Below are 23,442 nucleotides of genomic sequence, written 5' to 3' on the forward strand. Positions count from 1 at the left end.
AAGGAAAGCGTTTACAATATTACATGTAAAGTTTCCTAAAAGGAAAACTAAAAATCGCAACAATAAGGAGTTATTTATATGGCTACAATGAAAGCAGCTCGCTGGCATGCAGCAAAAGATGTTCGTATTCAAGAAGTAAAAATCCCTGAGGTACTTCCGCACCAAGTAAAAGTTGCTGTTAAATTCACAGGAATTTGTGGTACTGACCTCCACGAATTTTTAGATGGCCCTATCTTCATCCCAACAGAAGAACATGTCTATTCTGGTCAAAAAGCACCAGTAACACTGGGACATGAATTTTCTGGTGAAATTGTAGAAGTCGGAAGCGATGTTACTCGTGTTAAAGTTGGTGATCGTGTTGCTGTAGAACCAATTCTAGCTAAGAATAACTTAGTTGGTAATTATAATTTGGATCCAAACCTTAATTTTGTCGGTTTAGCTGCAGACGGTGGATTTGCCAAATATTGTGTTTTAGACGGTGACTTAGTACATGTCATTCCAGATAGCTTAAGCTATGAGCAAGCTGCTCTCACTGAGCCAGCTGCTGTTGCAGTTTATGCAGTTCGTCAATCAGCACTAAAAGCTGGTGATACTGCTGCTGTCTTTGGCTTAGGTCCGATTGGTCTCTTAATTGTAGAAGCCCTTCGTGCAGCGGGTGCTTCTAAGATTTATGCTGTTGAACTATCACCTGAACGTCAAGCAAAAGCTGAAGAGTTAGGAGCTATCGTTGTCCGTCCGGAAGAAGGTGAAACAGCTGTTGAAGCTATTCATCGTTTAACAAACGGTGGTGTAGATGTTTCTTATGAAGTAACGGGTGTGCCAGTAGTTTTAGGACAAGCCTTAGCTGCCGTACATAAAGCAGGTGAGTGCATGGTGGTCTCTATCTGGGAACGAGAAGCAAATATTAATCCGAATGAATTTGCAATCCAAGAAAAGACACTAAAAGGAATCATTGCTTATCGTCATATCTTCCCTAAAGTATTAGAATTGATGGAACAAGGCTACTTCTCTGCTGAAAAATTAGTTACTAAGAAAATTAAATTGGAAAATATCGTCGAAGAAGGCTTTATCGAATTAACTCAAGATAAGTCACAAATTAAAATTTTGGTAGAACCAGAATAAAAATCAATCTTTTTAAGACAATACTAACAGGTCGGAGTAAGCTTACTTCGGCCTTTTGAAATATAATACTCTTCGAAAATCTCTTCAAACCACGTCAGCTTCCATCTGCAACCTCAAAACAGTGTTTTGAGCAACCTGCGACTTGCTTCCTAGTTTGCTCTTTGATTTCCATTGAGTATGAGAAAAAATATAGTGGATACTCTTTAACATTAACCACCCCACCTGACTAGGCAATATTCTTTTTCTCCCCTACCAAATCCCAATAACTATTTTGGCTTTATTTCCAGAAGATTTTATGGTAAAATGAAGAGTAATAATATTTATTAAAGAGGTAAAAACATGATTGAAGCAAGCAAATTGAAAGCTGGTATGACATTTGAAACTGCAGACGGAAAATTAATCCGCGTTTTGGAAGCTAGCCACCACAAACCAGGTAAAGGGAATACGATCATGCGTATGAAATTGCGTGATGTCCGTACTGGTTCTACTTTTGACACAAGCTACCGTCCAGAAGAAAAATTCGAACAAGCTATTATCGAAACTGTTCCAGCTCAATACTTGTACAAAATGGATGAAACTGCCTACTTCATGAACACTGAAACTTACGACCAATACGAAATTCCAGTCGTAAACGTTGAAAATGAATTGCTTTACATCCTTGAAAACTCTGATGTGAAAATCCAATTCTACGGAACTGAAGTAATCGGTGTAACTGTACCAACTACTGTTGAATTGACAGTTGCTGAAACACAACCATCTATCAAAGGTGCTACTGTTACAGGTTCTGGTAAACCAGCGACTATGGAAACTGGACTTGTTGTCAACGTTCCTGACTTCATCGAAGCTGGACAAAAATTGATCATCAACACTGCAGAAGGAACTTACGTTTCTCGTGCCTAATCTCTAGAAAGAGGTCATTCTATGGGAATTGAAGAACAATTTGGCGAAATCGTTATCGCTCCACGTGTACTTGAAAAAATCATTGCCATCGCAACTGCTAAAGTTGATGGTGTCCACTCATTTTCAAATAAATCCGTATCTGATACCCTATCAAAACTCTCTCTTGGTCGTGGCGTCTACTTAAAAGAAAGCAACGAAGAACTAACTGCTGACATCTACCTCTACCTTGAGTACGGTGTGAAAGTACCAAAAGTAGCTCTTGCGATTCAAAAAGCGGTCAAAGATGCTGTCCATGATATGGCTGATGTGGAACTTGCTGCTGTCAATATCCATGTTACAGGAATTGTTCCAGACAAAACACCTAAACCAGAGTTGAAAGATCTATTTAACGAGGACTTCCTCAATGACTAGTCCATTATTAGAATCTAGACGCGAACTTCGTAAGTGCGCTTTTCAAGCTCTTATGAGCCTTGAATTCGACACAGATATGGAAACAGCTTGTCGCTTTGCCTACACACATGACCGTGAAGATGAAGATGTGCAAATTCCAGCCTTTCTTCTAAACTTGGTTTCTGGTGTTCAAGCTCAAAAAGACGAGTTGGATACACAAATCAACCAGCACCTCAAGTCAGGCTGGACAGTTGAGCGCTTGACCTTGGTCGAAAAAAACTTACTACGCTTGGGAATCTTTGAAATCACATCATTTGATACACCTCAGCTGGTAGCAGTCAATGAAGCCATTGAACTCGCTAAGAATTTTTCAGATCAAAAATCAGCCCGCTTTATCAACGGACTGCTTAGTCAATTTGTAACTGAAGAAAATGAATAATCGAAAAGGTGTTTGGTCTCCCAAGCACTTTTTTACTTTCTCCTCTGCACAGAGTAATACTCTTCGAAAATCTCTTCAAACCGCGTCAACGTCGCCTTGCCGTATAGATGTTACTGACTTCGTCAGTTCTATCTGCAACCTCAAAACAGTGTTTTGAGCAGCCTGCGGCTAGTTTCCTAGTTTGTTCTTTGATTTTCATTGAGTATAAGAAGCACATAAAAACTAGAACTGACTGCCAGTTCTAGTTTTTGTATTAGTATTTTCTAAATCGTTGATAACGCTCTTCCAACAACTCTTCTAACGATTTTTGTGAAAGTCTAGCTAGCTCAGCTTGGAGTTCTTTTTTAACATTCTTAATCAGTTCTTTACTAGAAAGTCCTGCTTCAGAAATCACCTTGTCCACCACGTCCATTTCTAACAGTTCGTGTGAAGTGATTTTCATCAGTTCTGCTGCTTCCATGGCACGACTGCCATCTTTCCATAGAATGGAAGCAAAACCTTCTGGACTGAGAATGGCATAGATAGAATTTTCCAGCATCCAAACACGGTCTGCGACTGCTAGAGCCAGAGCCCCACCAGAACCACCTTCACCGATAATGATAGCAATAATAGGAACTTTCAAATCACTCATTTCCATGAGATTGCGAGCAATAGCTTCTCCCTGTCCACGTTCTTCCGCTCCCACACCAGGATAGGCACCTGCAGTATTGATAAAGGTCACAACTGGACGACCAAACTTTTCAGCCTGTTTCATCAAACGTAGGGCCTTGCGGTAGCCTTCTGGATGCGGTTGACCAAAATTCCGCTTGAGGTTATCTTGTAAACTCTTGCCTTTTTGGATACCAACCACTGTTACCGCTTGTTCCCCAAGCCAGCCAATACCACCAACAACTGCACCATCATCACGAAAAGAACGGTCACCGTGTAATTGGATAAATTCATCAAAAATGCCTGCAGCAAAGTCCAAAGTTGTCAAGCGACTCTGCTCACGCGCTTCTCTGACTATTTTTGCAATATTCATCTAGGACCCCCTCCGTGCAATCTGACTAGGCTAGCAATCGTATCTGGCAAATCTCTTCTTTTGACAATAGCATCCACAAAACCATGTTCCAATAGGAATTCTGCCTTTTGGAAATCCTCAGGCAAGCTTTCACGAACCGTATTTTCAATGACACGACGCCCAGCAAAACCAACTAAACTCTGTGGTTCAGCCAGAATGATATCGCCTTCCATAGCGAAAGAAGCTGTCACACCACCTGTCGTTGGATCTGTCAAAATGGTCAGGTAAAAGAGACCAGCATTTGAATGGCGTTTAACTGCTGCAGAAATCTTGGCCATCTGCATGAGACTCATGATTCCTTCCTGCATACGGGCTCCACCAGAGGCTGTGAAGAGAACAACTGGTAATTGTTCGACAGTCGCATACTCAAACAAGCGAGTAATTTTTTCCCCTACAACCGTACCCATAGATGCCATGATAAAGTTGGAATCCATAATCCCAAGAGCCACAGTCTGACCTTTTATAAGAGCTGTTCCTGTCACAACAGCTTCATCCAGACCTGTTTTTTCACGCATGGTTACTAGTTTCTTTTGATAACCAGGGAAATGCAAGGGGTCCTTGCTTTCAATCCCTGTAAACAATTCCTTGAAGGTTCCCATATCAATCGTCAAAGCCAAGCGTTCTTGGGCAGAAATACGAAAGGTATAGCTACAGTGTGGACAGATACGCTCACTTCCCAGATCCTTCTGATAGATGGTATGCTTACAGCCTGGACACTGGGAAAATAATTCATCTGGAACCTCTGGCTTGGCTTGAGGTTTTTCCCTAACCGAACGATTGGGATTGATTCGAATATACTTATCTTTTTTACTAAATAGAGCCATTGATTCCCCTTTTCGGTTTAAACTCTTGAAGTCATTTTATTCTTTTTCTTGATATTTGGGTAAGAAGGTTTCCATCAAGAAGGAAGTATCATAATCTCCAGCAATGACATTGCGATCTGAAATGAGGTCAAGCTGGAAATCTGCATTGGTCTGCACCCCTTCTATCTCTAATTCATAGAGGGCACGTTGCATTTTCATCAAGGCGTCAAAACGATTTTCGCCGTGTACGATGATTTTGGCAATCATACTATCATAATAAGGCGGAATGGTATAACCTGGATAAACTGCTGAATCCACGCGCAAGCCAACTCCACCACTTGGCAGATAGAGATTGGTAATCTTACCTGGACTTGGAGCAAAGTTAAAGGCTGGATTTTCTGCATTGATACGACACTCGATGGCATGACCGCGTAGAACAATATCTTCTTGCTTAACAGACAGAGGCTGACCTGCCGCAATGCGAATCTGTTCCTTAACGATATCCACACCTGAAACAAACTCTGTTACTGGATGCTCTACCTGAACACGTGTATTCATTTCCATGAAATAGAAGTTTCCACTGGCTTCATCAAGAAGAAACTCAATGGTCCCTGCATTCTCATAACCAACAGACTCTGCAGCTCGAACAGCAGCAGCACCAATTTCATTGCGTAGCGTTTTGCCAATTGCAATCGAAGGACTTTCTTCTAAAACCTTTTGGTTATTCCGTTGAAGAGAACAATCCCGTTCCCCCAAGTGAATCACATGTCCATGCTCATCTCCTAGGATTTGAACCTCAATGTGACGAGCGGGATAGATAACTCGTTCTATGTACATGGCACCATTGCCATAATTGGCCTTGGCTTCGCTAGAGGCAGTTTCAAAGGCGGAAACGAGGTCTTCTGGTTTTTCAACCTTACGAATCCCTTTACCACCTCCACCTGCTGAAGCCTTGAGCATAACAGGATAGCCAATTTTTTCAGCAACAATCAAAGCTTCCTCAGAGTTATGCACTTCTCCATCTGAACCTGGAATGACAGGCACGCCTGCTTTAATCATCTGAGCACGCGCATTGATTTTGTCTCCCATCATATCCATGACATGACCAGATGGGCCGATAAACTTAATCCCCACCTCTTCACACATAGTTGCAAATTTGGAATTTTCACTGAGAAATCCAAAACCTGGGTGAATGGCTTCTGCCTCAGTCAAGACTGCAGCTGATAGAACCGCATTGATATTGAGATAAGACTCAGTTGACTTACCAGGACCGATACAAACCGCTTCATCTGCCAAAAGCGTATGAAGGGCTTCCTTATCAGCAGTTGAATAAACCGCCACCGTTGCGATCCCCAGTTCACGCGCCGCACGGATAATACGGACCGCAATTTCACCACGATTGGCAATTAAAATTTTTCGAAACATGGAGAACCTCCTTAGTTCCCAATTGCAAAGGTAAGAGTACCACTAGCTGCAAGCTTGCCATCCACTTCAGCCTTTGCTTCAACCACGGCAATGGTGCCACGACGTTTTACAAACGTTGCCGTCATAACTAATTGGTCACCTGGTACAACTTGCTTCTTAAACTTGACCTTGTCCATACCAGCGTAAAAGACTAGTTTCCCTTTATTTTCAGGTTTTGATAACTCCAAGACACCAGCTGTTTGCGCCAAGGCTTCCATAATCAGAACACCTGGCATGACAGGGTATTGAGGAAAATGACCGTTAAAGAAGGGCTCATTGATAGTCACATTTTTGATGGCAACAATGGTGTCCTCGCTCACTTCCAAGACACGGTCCACTAGGAGCATAGGATAACGGTGAGGAAGGGCTTCTTTGATTCCTTGAATATCAATCATTTGATTCGTACCAATCCTTTACCAAATTCAACCATTTCTTCGTTAGAAACGAGAATTTCTGTTACCACACCATCCTTAGGAGCTGGGATTTCATTCATGACTTTCATGGCTTCAATAATTACCAATGTTTGGCCTTTTTTAACACTATCACCAACTGTTACAAAGGCAGGTTTATCTGGACCAGCAGCCAAGTAAGCCACCCCAACAAGTGGGCTCTCTACAACATCTCCCTCAGCAGCCACACTGACTTCAGCTGGAGCTGGAACTTCTTCTGCTACAGTTTCTGCTGAAGCAGATATAGGAGCTACTGGACTCGGTGTTGCTAGAACGGGTGCTGGAGCAACTTGAGGTGCAACTTCAGATACCAGTCTAGCTTCATTCTTGCTAAACTGTAACTCATCCGTCCCATTTTTATAAGAAAATTCTCTCAAACTTGACTGGTCAAATTGGGCCATCAAGTCTTTAATATCGTTTAAATTCATACTTATTTATTCTCCCAACGTTTGAAAGCAAGAACTGCATTGTGGCCACCAAAACCAAAAGTATTTGAAATAGCGTATGGAATTTCTTGCTCCAAGCCTTGTCCATAAACGACATTGGCTTCGATATAATCTGATACTTCGCTTGTCCCAGCTGTCATTGGTACAAAGTTATGACGCATAGCCTCGATTGTTACGATAGCTTCTACTGCACCTGCAGCACCCAGCAAATGGCCCGTGAATGATTTGGTTGATGACACAGGCACTTCCTTACCAAGAACAGCTACAATAGCTCCACTTTCTCCTTTTTCATTAGCAGGAGTTGACGTTCCGTGAGCATTGACATAGGCTACTTGCTCTGGAGAAATCTCAGCTTCTTCCAAGGCTAGTTTAATGGCCTTGATAGCTCCCTGACCTTCTGGATGAGGAGAAGTCATATGGTAGGCATCACAAGTATTTCCGTAACCAACTACTTCAGCAAGGATGGTTGCCCCACGTTTTTCAGCGTGTTCAAGACTTTCAAGAACCAACATCCCTGAACCTTCACCCATAACAAACCCATTGCGGTCCTTATCAAATGGAATAGAAGCACGAGTTGGATCCTCTGTAGTAGAGAGAGCTGTTAGGGCTTGGAAACCAGCAATAGCAAAAGGTGTGATAGAGGCTTCTGAACCACCTACCAACATAACGTCTTGGAAACCAAATTTAATTGAACGGAAGGCATCACCAATCGCGTCATTTGATGAAGCGCAGGCAGTATTGATAGATTTACAAACACCGTTTGCTCCAAAACGCATAGCAACATTTCCTGAAGCCATATTTGGCAAGGCTTTTGGAAGGGTCAATGGTTTCAAACGTTTTGGTCCTTTGTCATTTAGGCGAAGCACTTGATCTTCAATTTCCTTGATTCCACCAATACCAGAGGCCACAATAACACCAAAACGATCTTTATCAAGAGCCTCTACATCTAAATTGGCATGATTGACAGCTTCTTGAGCCGCATACAAGGCATATAAAGAATAGTTATCAAAACGATTGGTATCTTTCTTTACAAAGTATTTATCAAAAGGAAAATCTTGGATTTCTGCTGCATTATGAACATCAAAGTCGCTATGATCAAATTTCGTAATTTGACCAATTCCGATTTTTCCAGTTGTCAAACTATTCCAAAATTCTTCTGGTGTATTTCCGATTGGAGATGTTACTCCATAACCTGTTACTACTACGCGATTTAGTTTCATCTTTTTCACCTCTAGCTTCTGCTACATACTTAAGCCACCATCAATGGCAACCACTTGACCAGTTAGATAATCTTGGCCTGCTAAAAATACTGTCAAATCTGCAACCTGCTCCGCTTGTCCAAATTCTTTCATAGGAATTTGAGCCAGCATAGCATCTTTTACCTTGTCTGATAGAACAGCTGTCATATCGGACTCAATCATTCCAGGTGCAATAGCGTTAACCCTGATATTGCGATTGGCCACTTCACGAGCCACAGACTTGGTAAAACCAATCAAACCAGCCTTAGAAGCTGCATAGTTAGCTTGACCGATATTTCCCATCAAACCAACAACACTAGACATATTAATGATAGCACCTTCTCTGGCTTTCATCATCGGTTTCAAGACTGATTGTGTCATGTTAAAGGCACCAGTCAGGTTAACCTTGAGCACTTTTTCAAAATCCGCCTCTGTCATCTTGAGCATAAGGGTATCTTGGGTAATCCCTGCATTATTGACCAAAACATCTACTGAACCCAGCTCTGCAATAGCTTGATCAACCATACGCTTAGCGTCTGCAAAATCTGACACGTCTCCTGATATAGGAACCACCTTGACACCATAGTTTGAAAACTCAGCGAGCAATTCTTCTGAGATTGCCCCACGACTGTTTAAAACAATATTGGCTCCTGCTTGAGCAAACTTGTGGGCGATGGCAAGACCAATTCCACGACTCGAACCTGTAATAAAGATATTTTTATTTTTTAGTTGCATTCTTTTCTCCTGTTTCCTCTTGTATTTATGGGAGAAGGGATTACTTGTTTTCTAGCAAAGTTTCCAAACTAGCCTGATCTTCAACATTGGCTAGTTTAGCGGTCTTATCAATTTTTTTGACAAAGCCTGACAAGACTTTCCCCGGGCCAATCTCGATAAAGTTGGTTACGCCTGCTTCTTGCATAACCGCAATACTTTCATAGAAACGAACCGGTTCCTTGATCTGACGCGTCAAAAGTTGAGCAATGTCTTCTTTTTTCATGACCGTAGCTTCTGTATTGCCGACTAGGGGACAAGTAAAATCTGAAAAACTTACCTGAGCTAGAGTTTCAGCTAGTTTCTGGCTAGCAGGCTCAAGGAGAGCGGTATGAAAAGGTCCTGAAACCTTGAGAGGAATCAAGCGTTTAGCTCCTGCTTCCTGCAAGAGTTCAACAGCTCGGTCAACTGCAGTCACTTCTCCACCAATCACAATTTGTGCAGGTGTATTATAGTTGGCTGGGGTAACTACTCCAAGTTCAGAAGCTTTTCGACAGACTTCTTCAATAACCTCTACTGGCGTATTGAGAACTGCTACCATCTTGCCAGAACCAGCAGGGGCCGCTTCTTCCATATAGGCTCCACGCTTAGCTACCAAGGCTACCGCATCTTCAAAATCTAAGGCACCACTGGCCACCAAGGCAGAATATTCTCCAAGGGACAAACCAGCAACCATATCAGGCTGATAGCCCTTTTCTTGCAATAAACGGTAGATAGCAACTGAAGTTGCTAAAATAGCTGGTTGCGTATAGCGGGTCTGATTGAGTTTTTCTTCTTCTGTATCAATAAGATAACGCAAATCATAACCGAGTACCTGACTCGCTTGATCAATCGTTTCTTTGACAATCGGATACTGATTATAGAGTTCCCGTCCCATACCTAGATACTGGGCACCTTGACCAGCAAATAAAAAGGCTGTTTTAGTCATTTCTTACAACTCCTGCCCAACGAGAGGCTTCTTCTTGAATTTTCTTAGCTGCTCCGTAATACAAATCTTTTAGGATTTCTTCAACGGTTTCTTCTTTGGAAACAAGGCCTGCAATTTGACCTGCCATGACAGAGCCTCCATCCACATCTCCGTGAACAACAGCTTTGGCTAGAGCACCTGCTCCCATTTGTTCAAAGATTTCCAAATCTGGATTTTCTTGTTTAAAGGCATCTTTTTCAGCTTGTTCAAAATCACGAGTCAACTGATTTTTAATCGCACGAACAGCATGTCCAAAGTGTTGAACTGAAACCGTAGTATCAATATCTCGAGCTTTTAAAATTTTCGCCTTATAATTTGGATGGGCATTAGACTCTTTTGCAACGACAAAACGAGTTCCAACCTGAACAGCCTCTGCACCTAGCATAAAGCCAGCCGCAGCACCTTCACCATCCGCAATCCCTCCTGCAGCAATAACAGGAACAGATACAGCAGCAGCAACCTGACGCACCAAGGTCATAGTTGTTAATTTACCGATATGCCCCCCGGCCTCCATTCCTTCTGCAATAACAGCGTCCGCACCGATTTTTTCCATGCGTTTAGCTAAAGCAACACTAGGCACAACTGGAATAACCGTGATACCAGCAGCATGGAAGCGTTCCATGTACTTGCTTGGATTTCCTGCGCCTGTTGTAACAACCTTAACCCCTTCCTCGATAACGAGGTCTACAATATCTTCCACAAAGGGAGACAAGAGCATAATGTTGACACCAAAGGGTTTATCAGTCAATGATTTGATTTTATCAATATTTGCCTTGACAACTTCTTTAGGGGCATTCCCCCCACCGATAATCCCTAGTCCTCCAGCCTTGGAAACAGCTCCTGCCAAATCACCATCAGCAACCCAAGCCATTCCTCCTTGAAAGATAGGATAATCAATGTTCAATAATTCTGTAATACGCGTTTTCATAGTGCCTCCATCGTTTCTTGCTTACGTAATAGTTCGATATCGTCATAATTTGAAAATCAAACTATTGCCTAAACAAGAGGGAGCGGGTTTCCCTACTCCTTCTATCTATATTCTGCTTATACTCTTCGAAAATCAAATTCAAACCACGTCAGCGTCACCTTGCCGTACTCAAGTACAGCCTGCGGCTAGCTTCCTAGTTTGCTCTTTGATTTTCATTGAGTATTATTTTGTTTGCTCTTCAACGTAGGCAACCAAGTCACCAACTGTTTTCAAGTCATCTTCTGCTTCGATTTGGATATCAAAAGCATCTTCAATTTCTGAGATTACTTGGAACAAGTCCAATGAATCTGCGTCCAAGTCATCAAAAGTTGATTCAAGTGTTACTTCTGATGCGTCTTTTCCAAGTTCTTCAACGATAATTTCTTGTACTTTTTCAAATACTGCCATAATAGGACTCCTTTAAAATAAATAGTTTTTTATAACAATGTGTTCACCACATGATTACCTAAATTGTAAGAATGAGTGTGCCCCAGGTCAAGCCTCCACCGAAGCCTGATAGAAGAACAGTCTGGCTACCGTCTAAACGGATGAGGCCTTGTTCTACACACTCTGAAAGTAAAATCGGGATACTTGCTGCACTAGTATTGCCATATTCCATCATATTGGCTGGAAGTTTAGCTCGGTCGACACCGATTTTTCTAGCCATTTTATCCAAAATACGGTCATTAGCCTGATGAAGTAGCAGATAATCCAAGTTTGTCGCCTCTATAGGAGACTCATCAATAGTCTGTTTGATTGACTTGGCCACATCTCGAATGGCAAAATCAAAGACCGCGCGCCCATCCATCTTCAAAAATGAATCTGCATTTTCTTGATCTGAAAATGGAGAATGTAAGCCTGACTGTCCATAAGTTAGACACTCGCTGCGACTCCCATCACTATTGAGACTCTCAGCTAAGAAATGCTCTTGCTCGCTAGCTTCTAGCAAGACTCCACCAGCACCATCTCCAAACAACACAGCTGTTGATCGGTCCGACCAATCAACTGCCTTAGAGAGGGTTTCACTACCAATCACCAAGCCTTTTTGAAAGCGACCAGAAGCGATAAACTTTTCAGCAGTTGATAAGGCAAATACAAATCCACTGCAAGCTGCTGTTAGGTCAAAAGCAAAGGCCTTATTAGCACCAATATTGGCTTGGACACGAGCAGCTGTAGAGGGCATCATAGAATCTGGAGTAATAGTAGCTAGAATGATAAAATCCAGCTCTTCTCCTGTGATTTCAGCTTTTGCCATCAGTTTCTGAGCAACCTCTGTAGCCAAATCACTGGTAGATTCTGTTCTTGAAATATGCCTTTGTCGTATTCCCGTCCGACTTGAAATCCACTCATCATTGGTATCCATAATCTGAGCCAAATCATGATTTGTAACCACTTGCTCTGGTACATAATGAGCAACCTGGCTTATTTTTGCAAAAGCCATTATTTCAAATCCTCCAAAAATTGATAAAGATTGGTCAAACCTTTGCTCATAACATCAATTTCTTCCTTACTCATACCATCGATGATTTTTTCAACCATGGCCTTGTGGAAGCGTTTATGTAGCCTATGAACCAAGCGACCTTTCTTTGTCAAATGCAGATGCACCACACGTCTATCATGTTCTGAACGAATGCGTTCAATGTAACCCTTGCGTTCGAGATTATTCAAACTAGTCGTAACTGTCCCAAGAGTCACCATCAACTCTTTTGACACTTGACTTGGTGTCACATCTGGGAATTTCCCAATCACATCAATCGTATGCATTTCTTTGATGGAGATATCCTTGAAACGACTACCCCTCAAGCTAACTTCCTCAATAACGAGGACATTGTTAAATATAGACGTTAAATATTCATTAATTCGTTGGTAGTCCAATCTTTCCTTCCCTCCTTTTCAAAAAAAACTTTTAGAATCAAAACATTTGACAAAAGAATTATATCAAAGTTCAAAGAATGGTGCAAGTATTTTTTTATTTTCCTGTAAATTTAGGTCGTCTTCTTTCCGAATGAGCCCGAACTCCCTCTTTGAAATCCTCTGTTTTCGCTAGTGACTCCTGAAGGTTCAGTTCTAAAGTAGCGTAACTCTGCCAGTCTTTAAATTGGCTCTCCCAAACCAACTTCTTGATGGCTGTATAGGAATTAGCTGACCCGCGTCTCAATTTTTTAAGGAGCTGTTCTCTCGTCTTTTCAAGTTTATCAGCTTCACAGACACGGTAAACCAGGCCCCACTCTAGAGCTTTTTCTGCATTCAAAGCCTCACCTGTCATAGCTAATTGAGCAGCACGCGTCACACCAATACTTCGGCTCAAGAGATGAATCCCACCTGCATCTGGAGCTAGGCCAACTCCAACAAAAGCTTGGATAAATTTAGCCTTATCCGTTGCCAGACAGAAATCTGCAGCAACAGCCATATTCGCTGCGGCACCTGCAACAGCCCCATCAACCTCCATCAAGACAGGCTTTGCAATTTGCTTGATTTTATAAGAAATAGTATTGACTAATTCTGCGATTTTCGTCAATGATGGAATATCATCCTCATCTACTGCTCGCTTCATCTCTACTAAATCTCCCCCAACAGAGAAGACTTTGCCATTCGCGTTGATTAAGACAAAATGCACAGCCGGATCCTCTTCTGCCAAAGTCAGAGCTTCTAAAATCTCCTCGCACATAGGGATATGAAAACCATTTGCGACCTCAGGACGGTTCAAGGTAAGGATTGCCAAATCCTCTTCAAGCTGATAAATAATGTGTTCCATCCGGACTCCTTTTTATTTTATAAGCGATTTAAATTATTTCGTTTTCAAAGTATATCTTTTTTAGGAATAGAAAGCAAGAAAAAATCGACTGAAAGTGTCTCAGCCGATTGGCAAGAATCGCTTTATACTAGAAGTCATCTTATTTTCTTCATTGAAAAAAGCCTTTCTTTCTGCTATAATCGTATAAAATACTTACTTTAGGAGTTCTTATGAAGGTTGTTAAATTTGGAGGTAGTTCTCTTGCCTCTGCTAGTCAATTAGAAAAAGTTTTAAACATCGTAAAAAGCGATTCAGAGCGTCGTTTTGTAGTTGTTTCTGCACCAGGAAAACGCAATGCTGAAGATACTAAGGTTACGGATGCCTTGATTAAATACTACCGCGACTATGTTGCTGGTAACGATATTAGCAAGAGCCAAAGCTGGATTATTGACCGCTATGCTGCTATGGTGAGTGAATTGGGACTAAAACCTGCGGTTTTAGAAAAAATCTCTAAAAGCATTCGCGCCTTAGCCACTCTTCCTATTGATGAAAATGAATTTCTCTACGATACTTTCCTAGCAGCTGGTGAAAATAACAATGCTAAGTTAATCGCTGCCTACTTTAACCAAAACGGGATCGATGCACGCTATGTGCACCCTAGAGAAGCTGGTATTGTGGTCACAAGTGAGCCTGGTCACGCTCGCATCATTCCATCAAGTTATGATAAGATTGAAGAATTGACAAATACAAATGAAGTTCTTGTCATTCCTGGTTTCTTTGGAGTTACCAAGGAAAATCAAATCTGTACCTTCTCACGTGGAGGATCAGACATTACAGGTTCTATCATTGCGGCCGGTGTTAAGGCAGACCTCTATGAAAACTTTACAGACGTTGATGGTATCTTTGCAGCCCACCCAGGCATTATCCACCAACCACACTCAATCCCTGAGTTGACCTACCGTGAAATGCGTGAGTTGGCTTATGCAGGATTCTCAGTTCTTCATGACGAAGCTCTTCTTCCTGCCTACCGAGGAAAAATTCCTCTGGTTATCAAGAATACCAACAATCCTGACCATCCAGGTACTCGTATCGTTCTAAAACACAGTAGTGATGAATTCCCAGTTGTGGGAATTGCTGGTGACTCTGGCTTTGTCAGCATCAACATGTCTAAATACCTCATGAACCGTGAGGTTGGATTTGGACGCAAGGTTCTTCAAATCCTTGAAGACCTTAACATCGGTTGGGAACATATGCCAACAGGTATCGACGATCTTTCAATCATCCTCCGTTCTCGCGAACTAACTCCTATCAAGGAAGAAGAAATCCTGCGTCAGTTGGGTCAAAAGGCTGAAGTAGACCATGCAGAAATCGAACACGACCTTTCTATCATTATGATTGTTGGAGAAAAGATGAAGAGTCATATCGGAGTAACTGCTACTGCAACTCGCGCTCTATCTGAAAATAAGATCAATATCCAGATGATGTCTCAAGGTTCTAGTGAAGTTTCTATCATGTTTGTTGTCAATAAAGACCAAGAAAAAGCAGCAATCAAAGCCCTCTACAATGCCTTTTTTGGAGAAAGTAAGGAAGACTAAGCATGGCCCAATCACTTAATAAAACAGTGCTTCTCAGCACGACAGGCACTTCCTACCTCTCTATCGCTGGAAAAGTTGGGAAATTCCTTGTCGGAGATCAGGCCTTAGAATTTTACCCAGACGTCAATGTCGAGCAATTTATCCAGATTCCTTGGAGCCATATCAATCAGATTGGAGCCAATGTCACTGGACGAAAAATCAGTCGCCACTTCGAAGTCTTTACAGACAGAGGAAAATTCCTCTTTGCTTCAAAAGATTCAGGTGCCATTCTTAAAATTGCTCGCGAAAAACTGGGCAATGACAAGGTCGTCAAACTTCCTACCCTGATTCAGACAATTAGTCAAAAATTTAAAAATCTATTTGCAAAAAAGTAGAAACTTTAGTATAATCATAACAACGGATAAGTAGGTTATCTTCTTCTTTCAGAAAGTCTGCGGGTGCTGCGAGCAGATAGGAGGGATAGGTGAAATTCTACCGTTAGTAACAATTACATACACAATCAAGTGCACACCCGTGAAGTTGGATGGAACCGTGGCCCTGCCACTCCAACGCTTTGCTAGGTGTGCTTTTTTCATAAAGGAGTTCTTATGTTAGATATCAAACGTATTCGTACAGACTTTGATGCTGTCGCAGAAAAATTGGCTACACGTGGTGTAGATGCTGCTATCTTGAATGAAATGAAAGAAATCGACGCTAAACGTCGTGACATCTTGGTCAAGGTTGAAACTCTCAAAGCAGAACGTAACACAGTTTCTGCTGAGATTGCCCAAGCTAAGCGCAACAAGGAAAATGCAGATGATAAGATTGCTGCCATGCAAACTCTATCTGCTGAAGTCAAAGCCTTGGATGCTGAATTGGCAGAAATCGATGCTAAATTGACAGAATTTACCACTACTCTTCCAAATATTCCAGCTGACAGTGTTCCTGTTGGGGCTGATGAAGATGACAATGTGGAAGTTCGCCGTTGGGGTACTCCACGCGAGTTTGACTTCGAACCGAAAGCTCACTGGGATCTTGGTGAAGACCTTGGTATCCTTGACTGGGAACGCGGGGGTAAGGTAACGGGTGCTCGCTTCCTCTTCTATAAAGGTCTCGGTGCTCGTTTGGAACGTGCTATCTACAACTTTATGTTGGATGAGCATGGTAAAGAAGGCTATACTGAAGTCATCACGCCTTACATGGTTAACCACGACTCTATGTTCGGTACTGGTCAATATCCAAAATTCAAGGAAGATACTTTTGAACTCAGCGACAGCAATTACGTCCTTATTCCTACAGCTGAAGTTCCTCTAACAAACTACTACCGTGATGAAATCCTTGACGGTAAAGACCTCCCAATCTACTTCACTGCTATGAGTCCTTCATTCCGTTCTGAGGCTGGTTCTGCTGGTCGTGATACACGTGGCTTGATTCGTCTGCACCAATTCCACAAGGTTGAAATGGTTAAATTTGCCAAACCAGAGGAATCTTACGAAGAATTGGAAAAAATGACTGCCAACGCTGAAAACATCCTTCAAAAACTCAACCTTCCATACCGTGTCGTTGCCCTCTCTACTGGAGATATGGGATTCTCAGCTGCTAAAACTTACGACTTGGAAGTTTGGATTCCAGCGCAAAATACTTACCGCGAAATCTCAAGCTGTTCAAACACAGAAGATTTCCAAGCCCGTCGTGCCCAAATCCGTTATCGTGATGAAGCAGATGGCAAGGTGAAACTTCTTCACACCTTGAACGGTTCTGGACTTGCAGTTGGACGTACAGTGGCTGCTATTCTTGAAAACTACCAAAACGCAGATGGTTCTGTAACCATTCCTGAAGTTCTTCGTCCATACATGGGTGGCGCTGAAGTTATCAAACCATAAAAAATAAGGTTTAGCTATTTCTAGCTAGACCTTTTTTCGTAACCAATTCAGATATGCGCCTAATACAAAGAATAAAATAATTAAGCAAATAGCGGTTTCAGCCACAACCAAATAATCTAAAAATGGAAGTTTCAAGATTCCCTGAGCCATCTTGAGCGAAGTAGCTGTGATAATGGTTGGGAAGGTGAGGGCTGAGAAAGCTGGTTGAAAGCCTTGTTTTAAAATATTGGGCAGGCGAGTCAAAACAAAGAAAAAGAAGGATTGAGAAGCCAAAATCATGACGATTAAGACCCAAGTTGGCAGGCTGGCTCCTCCAACTCGAACCAGAGAAGCCAAGAGTAGAGAGAAAGGAGCACAGTAGATCCCTTCTTGTCCAAGCATGGCTAGTGGGAGTGGATGTTCCTTTAAATCGCTATAAATAAGCGGATAGAGATAGAAGGTTAGGAGAAAACCAAAACTCAAGGTCGCATAGGCAATTTCGATGATGCCTACAAGAGGATAGGTTAAGGCAGCCACTGCTATCCCCACATAGAGAACCGTCCAGCTAGGAGTCGCATGAACCCTCCGACCAGGACAGGCAAATTTGATGGTGAAACCAGCAATCAAGGCCAAATCCAAGAGAAATGAAAACCACCAGAGCCCTTGCGCTACCAAAGGAAGATGAGGAAAGACGCGAAAAACATAGGTCGATAAAATCATCCCAGCCATGGGAAAGGTGGCCATTCCTGACAAAAGAGGGGGGGTGGTCAATTCTTGCTTGGTTTCTTTCCAATTAAAGAGATGAAGAATCAGAAAGAATATCCACAAAATCAAACCTGTCAGACTCAACAGATGGGACAGAACCGGCAACGTATCTAAAATAAGATTTCCAGCTCCTGCCAAACCTAGCAAACAACCAGAAAATACTAAGGGGAGTTTTTTCATCCTAACCTCCAATAATCATGTTAGTTTCAGTATAGCATAAAAGCGCTTAAATGAGGACTTAAAAAATGAAGTCCGATTATTTCAGACTTCATTTTACTCAGATATGAATTAAGCATAAGGTTGCAATTCTGGGTTAATTGGTGTATTGGCTAGGTTGTTGGCATAGTTACAGAGGCTTGCTAGGCTGACACCAAGAACCACATCCAAGGCATTTTGTTGGGTGTAGCCAACTTCTAAAAACTCACCCAAGGCTTCATCTCCTACACGACCCTTGGTATTGATAACTGCCAAGGTAAACTTAGCTAGGGTGTCCAATTTAGGATCTGTTTCGATTGGAGTACGATTGCGAAGGGCTTGCAGAAGATCATCGTTCATCTGGATTTGTTTGATTGAAAAGGCTGTGTGACCTGCGACGCAGAAGGCACAGCCATTGGTCACGGCTGCCGTGATTTGCACCACTTCACGCTCAACAGCTGTCAGGCTGTTGCGACGGTTGATAGCTCCGACAGTACGGTAAGCCTCTAAAGCAGTCGGTGCATTGGCCAAGAGACCGATTAGGTTGGGAATATATCCATTGTTATCTTTTTCTACTGTTTCAAGAACTTCTTTCACTTCTGCTGGTGCTGATTCCACTGTATGGATTGTAAATGTTGTCATAAGATACCTCTTTTCTTGTTATTGACACTAATATTATTGGAAAATCTTATAAAATCCTGATTCCTAAGTTTATTTAAGATAAAGCTTTATTCCTCTCATAAGATTTTCGTTGTATATTATACTCTTCGAAAATCAAATTCAAGCCGCGTCAGCGTCGCCTTACCGTACTCAAGTACAGCTTGCAGCTAGCTTCCTAGTTTGCTCTTTGATTTTCATTGAGTATTAGTTTATCACACTTCCAATCACTTGCATAATATATATTATATATCAGCTTGATAAAAATCATTTATAGGCAAAAAAATCACACGAGCTGTGTGATTTCATTATTTGTCAAAATACTTTTTAGTCTCAGCAATAACGACTGGTGACAAAATCAAGAGGGCAATCAAGTTTGGTAGAGCCATCAAGGCGTTGACAATATCTGCGATAATCCAAACCATATCCAACTCGATAAATCCTCCCAACAAGACCATGAGCACAAAGACCACACGGTAAAGCCAGATAAAACGAACTCCAAAGAGAAACTCGAAACAGCGTTCTCCATAATAGTTCCAACCTAGAATCGTCGTAAAGGCAAAGAGAACAAGGAAGATGGTCAAGAGGGCAGGTCCAAAATGTGAAAAGACTGTTGAGAAAGCAGACTGCGTCAAGGCAACCCCATTTAAGTCGCCACTCCAAACACCAGTTACCAAGATGGTCAAACCAGTCAAGGTACAGATAATGAGTGTATCAATAAAGGTTCCTGTCATGGAAATCAAACCTTGCTCTACTGGTTCATTTGTCTTAGCCGCAGCTGCTGCAATGGGAGCAGAACCCAGACCAGATTCGTTTGAGAACACACCACGCGCAACACCATTTTGAATAGCCATCCGAATGCTAGCACCGGCAAATCCACCTACCGCAGCAACCGGACTAAAAGCGGATGTCAAAATTAGAGTGATTGTAGCAGGGATTTTCCCGATATTAAAGAAAATAACTGTAAGAGTTCCAAAAATATAAATGATAGCCATAAAAGGAACAACAGTAGTTGAAACCTTAGAAATAGACTTTAGTCCACCCAAGACTGCAATCGCTACAAATACAGACAAAACAAGAGCAGTGATAGCTGGCGAAATCGCCGTTGTATTTTGGATAGATTCTGTAATCGAGTTGACTTGGGTGAAGGTTCCGATTCCCAAGAGAGCAACCAGTACTCCTGCTACTGCAAACAAAACAGCCAGGGGACGCCACTTTTCTCCCATTCCTAGAAGGATATAGTGCATGGGACCTCCCGCTACTGCACCATGGTCGTCCTTGGTGCGGTATTTGATGGCTAAGAGTCCTTCCGCATACTTGGTAGCCATTCCAAAGAAAGCCGCCATCCACATCCAAAAGAGGGCTCCTGGTCCCCCAACCTTGATAGCCGTCGCAACCCCTATGATATTTCCTGTTCCAACGGTTGATGCCAAGGCTGTACACAGAGCTGCAAAACTAGATACATCCCCATGTCCCTTATCCTGAATAAAAATAAGCTGAAAGGCCTTGGGCAGACGCAAAACCTGCAAGAGTCCTAGCCGAATAGTTAGGTAAATCCCTGTTCCAACCAATAAAATCAAGAGGGGCGGTCCCCAAGCAAAAGCATCGATTGATTTAAGCAATTCTAACATTTCCTTCTCCTATCTTTTCAACCCCAAAAGAAAGAGCACATGCAAGATACATGTACTCTGGAATGCTTAGATAAATGCTAAAAAGCGGTCTATCCTAGCTCTGTCCTTTTACCTGAGAGTTTGAGCAGTTGCCTGCCTTGCCCCTTCGGTGCCTTTACGGTCTCTCCAGAGTTCCGTCCATTTACAGTCATGGAAAATCAAACGATTCCCCACTTCTATTAAACTTCATTCGGTGTTGGTATTTAATTGATTCTTATTTTACAAAAAATGTTGGATTTTGTCAATGGATTTTGGGAAAATCTTATTTGACTCAATTAACTAAACTTGGTAATCATTTTCGAAATCATAAACTCCCCAATTTACGCTATAAATCTTTTAAATTACTATTTACAACTTCTCTGCTCATCTCATTATTAAAGAAAGGAAGACCGACGATACGATAACGTTCATCGTCCAACAAAGTTCTTGCCTCATCTCTTTCAGTAATTTGCAGTAAGAATTTCTCTTTCCAGCCTTCTTTACTATTTTTGAAGGTATTATTACTATCTAAAAATTGACTTCCTTTTGGCTCAATGAAAATCTGCCAAGAAGTATTTCCAACTTTTTTATCATTTGCAAGCAAGATAAAGTCAGGCTCAAAAGCACGCCCTTCATCAAAACTATAGATTTTCACTGCTTTCTCATTTCGCAAAAGATAAATATCAGACCACTTTTCCTGCAAATCATTCATCAATTCACGGATAGCACGCACCAGATATTTCTCCTCACTTGTTCCAAAGTTATCATCATAGGCATACCAATCTAGCTGATCGATATTTTCAAAAATCTCTGTTTCAGACTTGGTTTTTTGTGACCGTCCAAACTCTGCATTCCCATTTACATTAACAGTATACTTTCTCAAAATATTCTCTTCAAAAACTTCACGTACAAGAACTGACTCAAAGTTAGCTGAACCATAAAAGCGTTCTTCAGTTGGAACGATATCTTTTTCAATGCTGTATAAAAGCTGTTCTGCAATATAGAGTTTCTGGTCTGCAGTTAACTCACTTATTTGTGATAAAGAAGATTCTACAATAATATTAACTTTCGAAAGCATTTCGATGAAGGCAGATATACCACTCAAGCCAAAGAAAGCTTTCTGTAAGTTTTTAAAGGTATACTGTTTATTGCGATTGATAGCTGCTCGAACAATATTGGAAGTAATTTCTTTTCCAAACTCGAAATTTAAGGTGTTTATCGAATCAGTAGCAAAAACATCATCTTCTGAGAAAGCTTCAAAATCTCTTGTACTGGAAGTCGGTAAACGTACCTCAAAGGAACTCGGAATGAAAGAGGTATCCAACAAACTTTCTTGTCGTTGTTCAACATATTCTTGATAAGAAAGACGTTTATTCATCCAAACAAGACCATCTGTATAGGTTCGTGTTTGTTTGAAAGACTCTTTTAGCTTTAATTCACGCTCTTCTAAATTGACATCATCAAAAATTCCAGACTCACGTAAGACTTGCTTTAATTCAGAAATATAACGAGGATTATTGGCAGAATGATAATGAAGCTGTTCTATGACACGTAGCTCATTGTTTTCATTTTCATCAAATTTCCGAGTAAACTTCTCCTCAATTTGATTATCAAGCACAAAGGGATAATAACGTGCACCACGACCGATGAGTTGCTTTTCTGCATTGGTAGTGTTCCCTGCGACAAAACCGTTCTTTGTTGTCTTACCATCACGAATATCGTAAAGACGAACAATATCAAAAAGATTCAAAACATCCCAGCCTTCGTTGAGCATATCAACTGCAAAAATAGCCCGAATTTCATTTGAAGGGAGTTCCAGAGTATTCAACTCTACTAAATTGTTGCTAGTCTTGTTTTTCCCATCAATCACGAGTAAGCGTTCACGGCGAAAATCTTCCTGCAATTCCTCAATTAAATCTTGAAAAGAAAGTCCAGACTCCTCAAAAAAAGCAAATGCTTTTTCCAAGATGTTTTTTTGCTCCTCATCATTTGCAGTTAAGTTTTTTTGAGACTGTACTTGTTCTACTGACAGATTGGCTAACATATCCAAAAAAGCCTCTAAGTTTCCTTTATTTTCAGCAATTTTTTGCGATTTAAACAATACCAAAGGTTTGAGGTTGATGCCATGTTTCAAGGCAATTTTCTTGCGGTATTGGCTGATAATGATTGCCTGCAACATACGAGTTGGAAGTTCATTATCTACTAAGTGGAAAAGAACATCTTTAGAGTACTTATCCAAGCGGAACTCTTTCAAGTCATACTTGAAAATCAAAGATTTTTCATATTTTTTGGCAATATCTGGATTTGCTAAGTCAATGGTTGCTGTAAATTCAAATAAAGAAGATTTACGTGCTGTACTTTGAATATTTTCAATCGTCGCCGTCCAGCTGTCGTTCTCATCTTTTTCTTTCTTACCGAGTCCAGCATTCAAGTGATGAGCCTCATCTGCCAATAACACAAGCGACAAATCTTCAAATTGCTCATAAGTTAGGCGATTTTCCCTTGGGGTATTTAAATCTTGGTGAAGTTTTTGAATGGTTGTAAAAACAATATTGATACTATCAGGCTGACTATCGGAAAAATCTGTCACTTCACGTACTCCCACCACTTGATTATCAATCGTTATTTTATCCGCAAACAAGTATTTTCCCATCTCATTAGGCAAGAAGTTTGCCCTTGTCTTGGTAAGGATATTGTCGTTATTCACAAAAAAAATAAAATTCCGTTCACCCTGTTTAAATTTTTCAAGGATAATCGCTGCCATCAGCAAAGTTTTTCCTGAACCTGTCGCCATATTGTAAAGGACCTGTTCTGGTTTTTTTCGATTTTTCTCATCCCTTTTGTAGTAGAGATACCTCCCTACCGCCTCTTTCTGGTAAGGACGCAGTGGGAATTTCAGATTTTGCGTGATGTAGTCTGGAATGCTTTCCTTAAAGTCAATAAAGCCATTTTCACTAGCTTGCTTATAAATTTCATACACAAAAGCCATC

General features: G+C 41.3%; 24 protein-coding genes and 1 riboswitch. Of the genes, 7 read left to right on the top strand and 17 right to left on the bottom strand.

All coding sequences use genetic code 11. The annotated features are described in order from the left end of the window. Positions 1 to 78 precede the first annotated feature (78 nt). The 4 genes from STYK_RS08310 (at position 79) to nusB (ending at position 2,851) form a co-directional block, all read left to right on the top strand. Positions 79 to 1,122 carry a 2,3-butanediol dehydrogenase gene (locus tag STYK_RS08310; RefSeq protein WP_261027997.1) on the top strand — a complete coding sequence of 348 codons (1,044 nt, stop codon included), beginning with the start codon at positions 79 to 81 and terminating at the stop codon, positions 1,120 to 1,122. 339 nt (positions 1,123 to 1,461) lie between these two features. Continuing rightward, positions 1,462 to 2,022, top strand: coding sequence for an elongation factor P (gene efp, locus STYK_RS08315; RefSeq protein WP_000568643.1), 561 nt, complete (start codon positions 1,462 to 1,464; stop codon positions 2,020 to 2,022). A 21-nt stretch (positions 2,023 to 2,043) separates the two neighbouring features. Next, entirely contained in the window at positions 2,044 to 2,433 is a 390-nt protein-coding gene (locus STYK_RS08320) for an Asp23/Gls24 family envelope stress response protein (protein WP_224218945.1), read from the top strand. Then, entirely contained in the window at positions 2,426 to 2,851 is a 426-nt protein-coding gene (gene nusB / locus STYK_RS08325) for a transcription antitermination factor NusB (RefSeq protein WP_261017313.1), read from the top strand. The genes STYK_RS08320 and nusB overlap by 8 nt, the downstream gene beginning before the upstream one ends. 253 nt (positions 2,852 to 3,104) lie before the next feature. Here nusB and STYK_RS08330 read toward each other — a convergent pair whose 3' ends face one another. From STYK_RS08330 to STYK_RS08390, 13 genes are all read right to left on the bottom strand, one after another. Then, the gene (locus tag STYK_RS08330) at positions 3,105 to 3,872 is read right to left on the bottom strand and encodes an acetyl-CoA carboxylase carboxyl transferase subunit alpha (RefSeq protein ID WP_261804872.1); all 768 of its coding nucleotides are present in this window, start codon (positions 3,870 to 3,872) and stop codon (positions 3,105 to 3,107) included. Continuing rightward, positions 3,869 to 4,735: an acetyl-CoA carboxylase, carboxyltransferase subunit beta gene (accD, locus tag STYK_RS08335; protein ID WP_084923686.1), complete on the bottom strand. Its 867-nt coding sequence runs from the start codon at positions 4,733 to 4,735 to the stop codon at positions 3,869 to 3,871. The genes STYK_RS08330 and accD overlap by 4 nt, the downstream gene beginning before the upstream one ends. 36 nt (positions 4,736 to 4,771) lie before the next feature. Further along, positions 4,772 to 6,139: an acetyl-CoA carboxylase biotin carboxylase subunit gene (accC, locus tag STYK_RS08340; protein ID WP_261804873.1), complete on the bottom strand. Its 1,368-nt coding sequence runs from the start codon at positions 6,137 to 6,139 to the stop codon at positions 4,772 to 4,774. An 11-nt stretch (positions 6,140 to 6,150) separates the two neighbouring features. Next, positions 6,151 to 6,573 carry a 3-hydroxyacyl-ACP dehydratase FabZ gene (gene fabZ, locus STYK_RS08345; protein ID WP_000565515.1) on the bottom strand — a complete coding sequence of 141 codons (423 nt, stop codon included), beginning with the start codon at positions 6,571 to 6,573 and terminating at the stop codon, positions 6,151 to 6,153. Beyond that, positions 6,570 to 7,055 carry an acetyl-CoA carboxylase biotin carboxyl carrier protein gene (gene accB / locus STYK_RS08350; RefSeq protein WP_261028002.1) on the bottom strand — a complete coding sequence of 162 codons (486 nt, stop codon included), beginning with the start codon at positions 7,053 to 7,055 and terminating at the stop codon, positions 6,570 to 6,572. Before accB ends, fabZ begins: the two co-directional genes overlap by 4 nt. 2 nt (positions 7,056 to 7,057) lie before the next feature. Then, positions 7,058 to 8,293 carry a beta-ketoacyl-ACP synthase II gene (gene fabF / locus STYK_RS08355; RefSeq protein WP_049544789.1) on the bottom strand — a complete coding sequence of 412 codons (1,236 nt, stop codon included), beginning with the start codon at positions 8,291 to 8,293 and terminating at the stop codon, positions 7,058 to 7,060. A 21-nt stretch (positions 8,294 to 8,314) separates the two neighbouring features. Beyond that, a complete protein-coding gene (gene fabG / locus STYK_RS08360) occupies positions 8,315 to 9,046 on the bottom strand; it encodes a 3-oxoacyl-[acyl-carrier-protein] reductase (protein ID WP_001176197.1) in 732 nt (243 codons plus the stop codon). 40 nt (positions 9,047 to 9,086) lie between these two features. Continuing rightward, complete coding sequence (gene fabD / locus STYK_RS08365) at positions 9,087 to 10,010, bottom strand: ACP S-malonyltransferase (protein WP_084923682.1); 924 nt, start codon at positions 10,008 to 10,010, stop codon at positions 9,087 to 9,089. Continuing rightward, on the bottom strand, positions 10,003 to 10,977 hold the full coding sequence (gene fabK / locus STYK_RS08370) for an enoyl-[acyl-carrier-protein] reductase FabK (protein WP_261804874.1): 975 nt from the start codon (positions 10,975 to 10,977) through the stop codon (positions 10,003 to 10,005). The genes fabD and fabK overlap by 8 nt, the downstream gene beginning before the upstream one ends. A 222-nt stretch (positions 10,978 to 11,199) precedes the next feature. Then, positions 11,200 to 11,424 (bottom strand): acyl carrier protein, encoded by a 225-nt coding sequence (locus STYK_RS08375; RefSeq protein WP_000257838.1) that lies wholly within the window; start codon positions 11,422 to 11,424, stop codon positions 11,200 to 11,202. A gap of 58 nt (positions 11,425 to 11,482) precedes the next feature. Beyond that, on the bottom strand, positions 11,483 to 12,457 hold the full coding sequence (locus STYK_RS08380) for a beta-ketoacyl-ACP synthase III (protein ID WP_084886600.1): 975 nt from the start codon (positions 12,455 to 12,457) through the stop codon (positions 11,483 to 11,485). Then, positions 12,457 to 12,891 carry a fatty acid biosynthesis transcriptional regulator FabT gene (gene fabT, locus STYK_RS08385; protein WP_061424384.1) on the bottom strand — a complete coding sequence of 145 codons (435 nt, stop codon included), beginning with the start codon at positions 12,889 to 12,891 and terminating at the stop codon, positions 12,457 to 12,459. Before fabT ends, STYK_RS08380 begins: the two co-directional genes overlap by 1 nt. A gap of 94 nt (positions 12,892 to 12,985) precedes the next feature. After that, a complete protein-coding gene (locus tag STYK_RS08390; protein WP_078352531.1) occupies positions 12,986 to 13,771 on the bottom strand; it encodes an enoyl-CoA hydratase in 786 nt (261 codons plus the stop codon). Positions 13,772 to 13,980: 209 nt separating this feature from the next. On the opposite strand from STYK_RS08390, the gene STYK_RS08395 reads away from it, so the two are divergent. The 3 genes from STYK_RS08395 to serS all read left to right on the top strand — a co-directional run bounded on the left by STYK_RS08395 (position 13,981) and on the right by serS (position 17,207). Then, entirely contained in the window at positions 13,981 to 15,345 is a 1,365-nt protein-coding gene (locus STYK_RS08395) for an aspartate kinase (protein ID WP_261804875.1), read from the top strand. Between the two features lie 2 nt (positions 15,346 to 15,347). After that, positions 15,348 to 15,719: a DUF956 family protein gene (locus tag STYK_RS08400; RefSeq protein ID WP_000079363.1), complete on the top strand. Its 372-nt coding sequence runs from the start codon at positions 15,348 to 15,350 to the stop codon at positions 15,717 to 15,719. Between the two features lie 213 nt (positions 15,720 to 15,932). Then, a complete protein-coding gene (gene serS, locus STYK_RS08405; RefSeq protein WP_261804876.1) occupies positions 15,933 to 17,207 on the top strand; it encodes a serine--tRNA ligase in 1,275 nt (424 codons plus the stop codon). Between the two features lie 24 nt (positions 17,208 to 17,231). Here the strand turns inward: serS and STYK_RS08410 are convergent, their stop codons facing one another. The 4 genes from STYK_RS08410 to STYK_RS08425 form a co-directional block, all read right to left on the bottom strand. Next, positions 17,232 to 18,131: a TDT family transporter gene (locus tag STYK_RS08410; protein ID WP_261804877.1), complete on the bottom strand. Its 900-nt coding sequence runs from the start codon at positions 18,129 to 18,131 to the stop codon at positions 17,232 to 17,234. A gap of 108 nt (positions 18,132 to 18,239) precedes the next feature. Continuing rightward, positions 18,240 to 18,788 carry a carboxymuconolactone decarboxylase family protein gene (locus STYK_RS08415; protein WP_261804878.1) on the bottom strand — a complete coding sequence of 183 codons (549 nt, stop codon included), beginning with the start codon at positions 18,786 to 18,788 and terminating at the stop codon, positions 18,240 to 18,242. A 323-nt stretch (positions 18,789 to 19,111) separates the two neighbouring features. Further along, complete coding sequence (locus tag STYK_RS08420) at positions 19,112 to 20,434, bottom strand: alanine/glycine:cation symporter family protein (RefSeq protein ID WP_261804879.1); 1,323 nt, start codon at positions 20,432 to 20,434, stop codon at positions 19,112 to 19,114. 90 nt (positions 20,435 to 20,524) lie between these two features. Further along, a riboswitch (glycine riboswitch) is annotated at positions 20,525 to 20,613 on the bottom strand. 185 nt (positions 20,614 to 20,798) lie between these two features. Beyond that, positions 20,799 to 23,441, bottom strand: coding sequence for a DEAD/DEAH box helicase family protein (locus tag STYK_RS08425; protein ID WP_261804880.1), 2,643 nt, complete (start codon positions 23,439 to 23,441; stop codon positions 20,799 to 20,801). Position 23,442 lies beyond the last annotated feature (1 nt).

Origin of the sequence: Streptococcus toyakuensis (assembly GCF_024346585.1) — a bacterium.
GTDB lineage: Bacteria > Bacillota > Bacilli > Lactobacillales > Streptococcaceae > Streptococcus > Streptococcus toyakuensis.

Coding starts and splice junctions, on each gene's coding strand:
- fabK (WP_261804874.1), bottom strand. CDS start 10,977: ATGAAAACGCGTATTACAGAATTATTGAACATTGATTATCCTATCTTT.
- serS (WP_261804876.1), top strand. CDS start 15,933: ATGTTAGATATCAAACGTATTCGTACAGACTTTGATGCTGTCGCAGAA.
- STYK_RS08310 (WP_261027997.1), top strand. CDS start 79: ATGGCTACAATGAAAGCAGCTCGCTGGCATGCAGCAAAAGATGTTCGT.
- nusB (WP_261017313.1), top strand. CDS start 2,426: ATGACTAGTCCATTATTAGAATCTAGACGCGAACTTCGTAAGTGCGCT.
- accC (WP_261804873.1), bottom strand. CDS start 6,139: ATGTTTCGAAAAATTTTAATTGCCAATCGTGGTGAAATTGCGGTCCGT.
- fabG (WP_001176197.1), bottom strand. CDS start 9,046: ATGCAACTAAAAAATAAAAATATCTTTATTACAGGTTCGAGTCGTGGA.
- STYK_RS08395 (WP_261804875.1), top strand. CDS start 13,981: ATGAAGGTTGTTAAATTTGGAGGTAGTTCTCTTGCCTCTGCTAGTCAA.
- STYK_RS08425 (WP_261804880.1), bottom strand. CDS start 23,441: ATGGCTTTTGTGTATGAAATTTATAAGCAAGCTAGTGAAAATGGCTTT.
- efp (WP_000568643.1), top strand. CDS start 1,462: ATGATTGAAGCAAGCAAATTGAAAGCTGGTATGACATTTGAAACTGCA.
- STYK_RS08390 (WP_078352531.1), bottom strand. CDS start 13,771: ATGGAACACATTATTTATCAGCTTGAAGAGGATTTGGCAATCCTTACC.
- fabD (WP_084923682.1), bottom strand. CDS start 10,010: ATGACTAAAACAGCCTTTTTATTTGCTGGTCAAGGTGCCCAGTATCTA.
- STYK_RS08400 (WP_000079363.1), top strand. CDS start 15,348: ATGGCCCAATCACTTAATAAAACAGTGCTTCTCAGCACGACAGGCACT.
- STYK_RS08380 (WP_084886600.1), bottom strand. CDS start 12,457: ATGGCTTTTGCAAAAATAAGCCAGGTTGCTCATTATGTACCAGAGCAA.
- fabZ (WP_000565515.1), bottom strand. CDS start 6,573: ATGATTGATATTCAAGGAATCAAAGAAGCCCTTCCTCACCGTTATCCT.
- STYK_RS08375 (WP_000257838.1), bottom strand. CDS start 11,424: ATGGCAGTATTTGAAAAAGTACAAGAAATTATCGTTGAAGAACTTGGA.
- fabF (WP_049544789.1), bottom strand. CDS start 8,293: ATGAAACTAAATCGCGTAGTAGTAACAGGTTATGGAGTAACATCTCCA.
- STYK_RS08320 (WP_224218945.1), top strand. CDS start 2,044: ATGGGAATTGAAGAACAATTTGGCGAAATCGTTATCGCTCCACGTGTA.
- accB (WP_261028002.1), bottom strand. CDS start 7,055: ATGAATTTAAACGATATTAAAGACTTGATGGCCCAATTTGACCAGTCA.
- STYK_RS08420 (WP_261804879.1), bottom strand. CDS start 20,434: ATGTTAGAATTGCTTAAATCAATCGATGCTTTTGCTTGGGGACCGCCC.
- STYK_RS08410 (WP_261804877.1), bottom strand. CDS start 18,131: ATGAAAAAACTCCCCTTAGTATTTTCTGGTTGTTTGCTAGGTTTGGCA.
- STYK_RS08330 (WP_261804872.1), bottom strand. CDS start 3,872: ATGAATATTGCAAAAATAGTCAGAGAAGCGCGTGAGCAGAGTCGCTTG.
- STYK_RS08415 (WP_261804878.1), bottom strand. CDS start 18,788: ATGACAACATTTACAATCCATACAGTGGAATCAGCACCAGCAGAAGTG.
- accD (WP_084923686.1), bottom strand. CDS start 4,735: ATGGCTCTATTTAGTAAAAAAGATAAGTATATTCGAATCAATCCCAAT.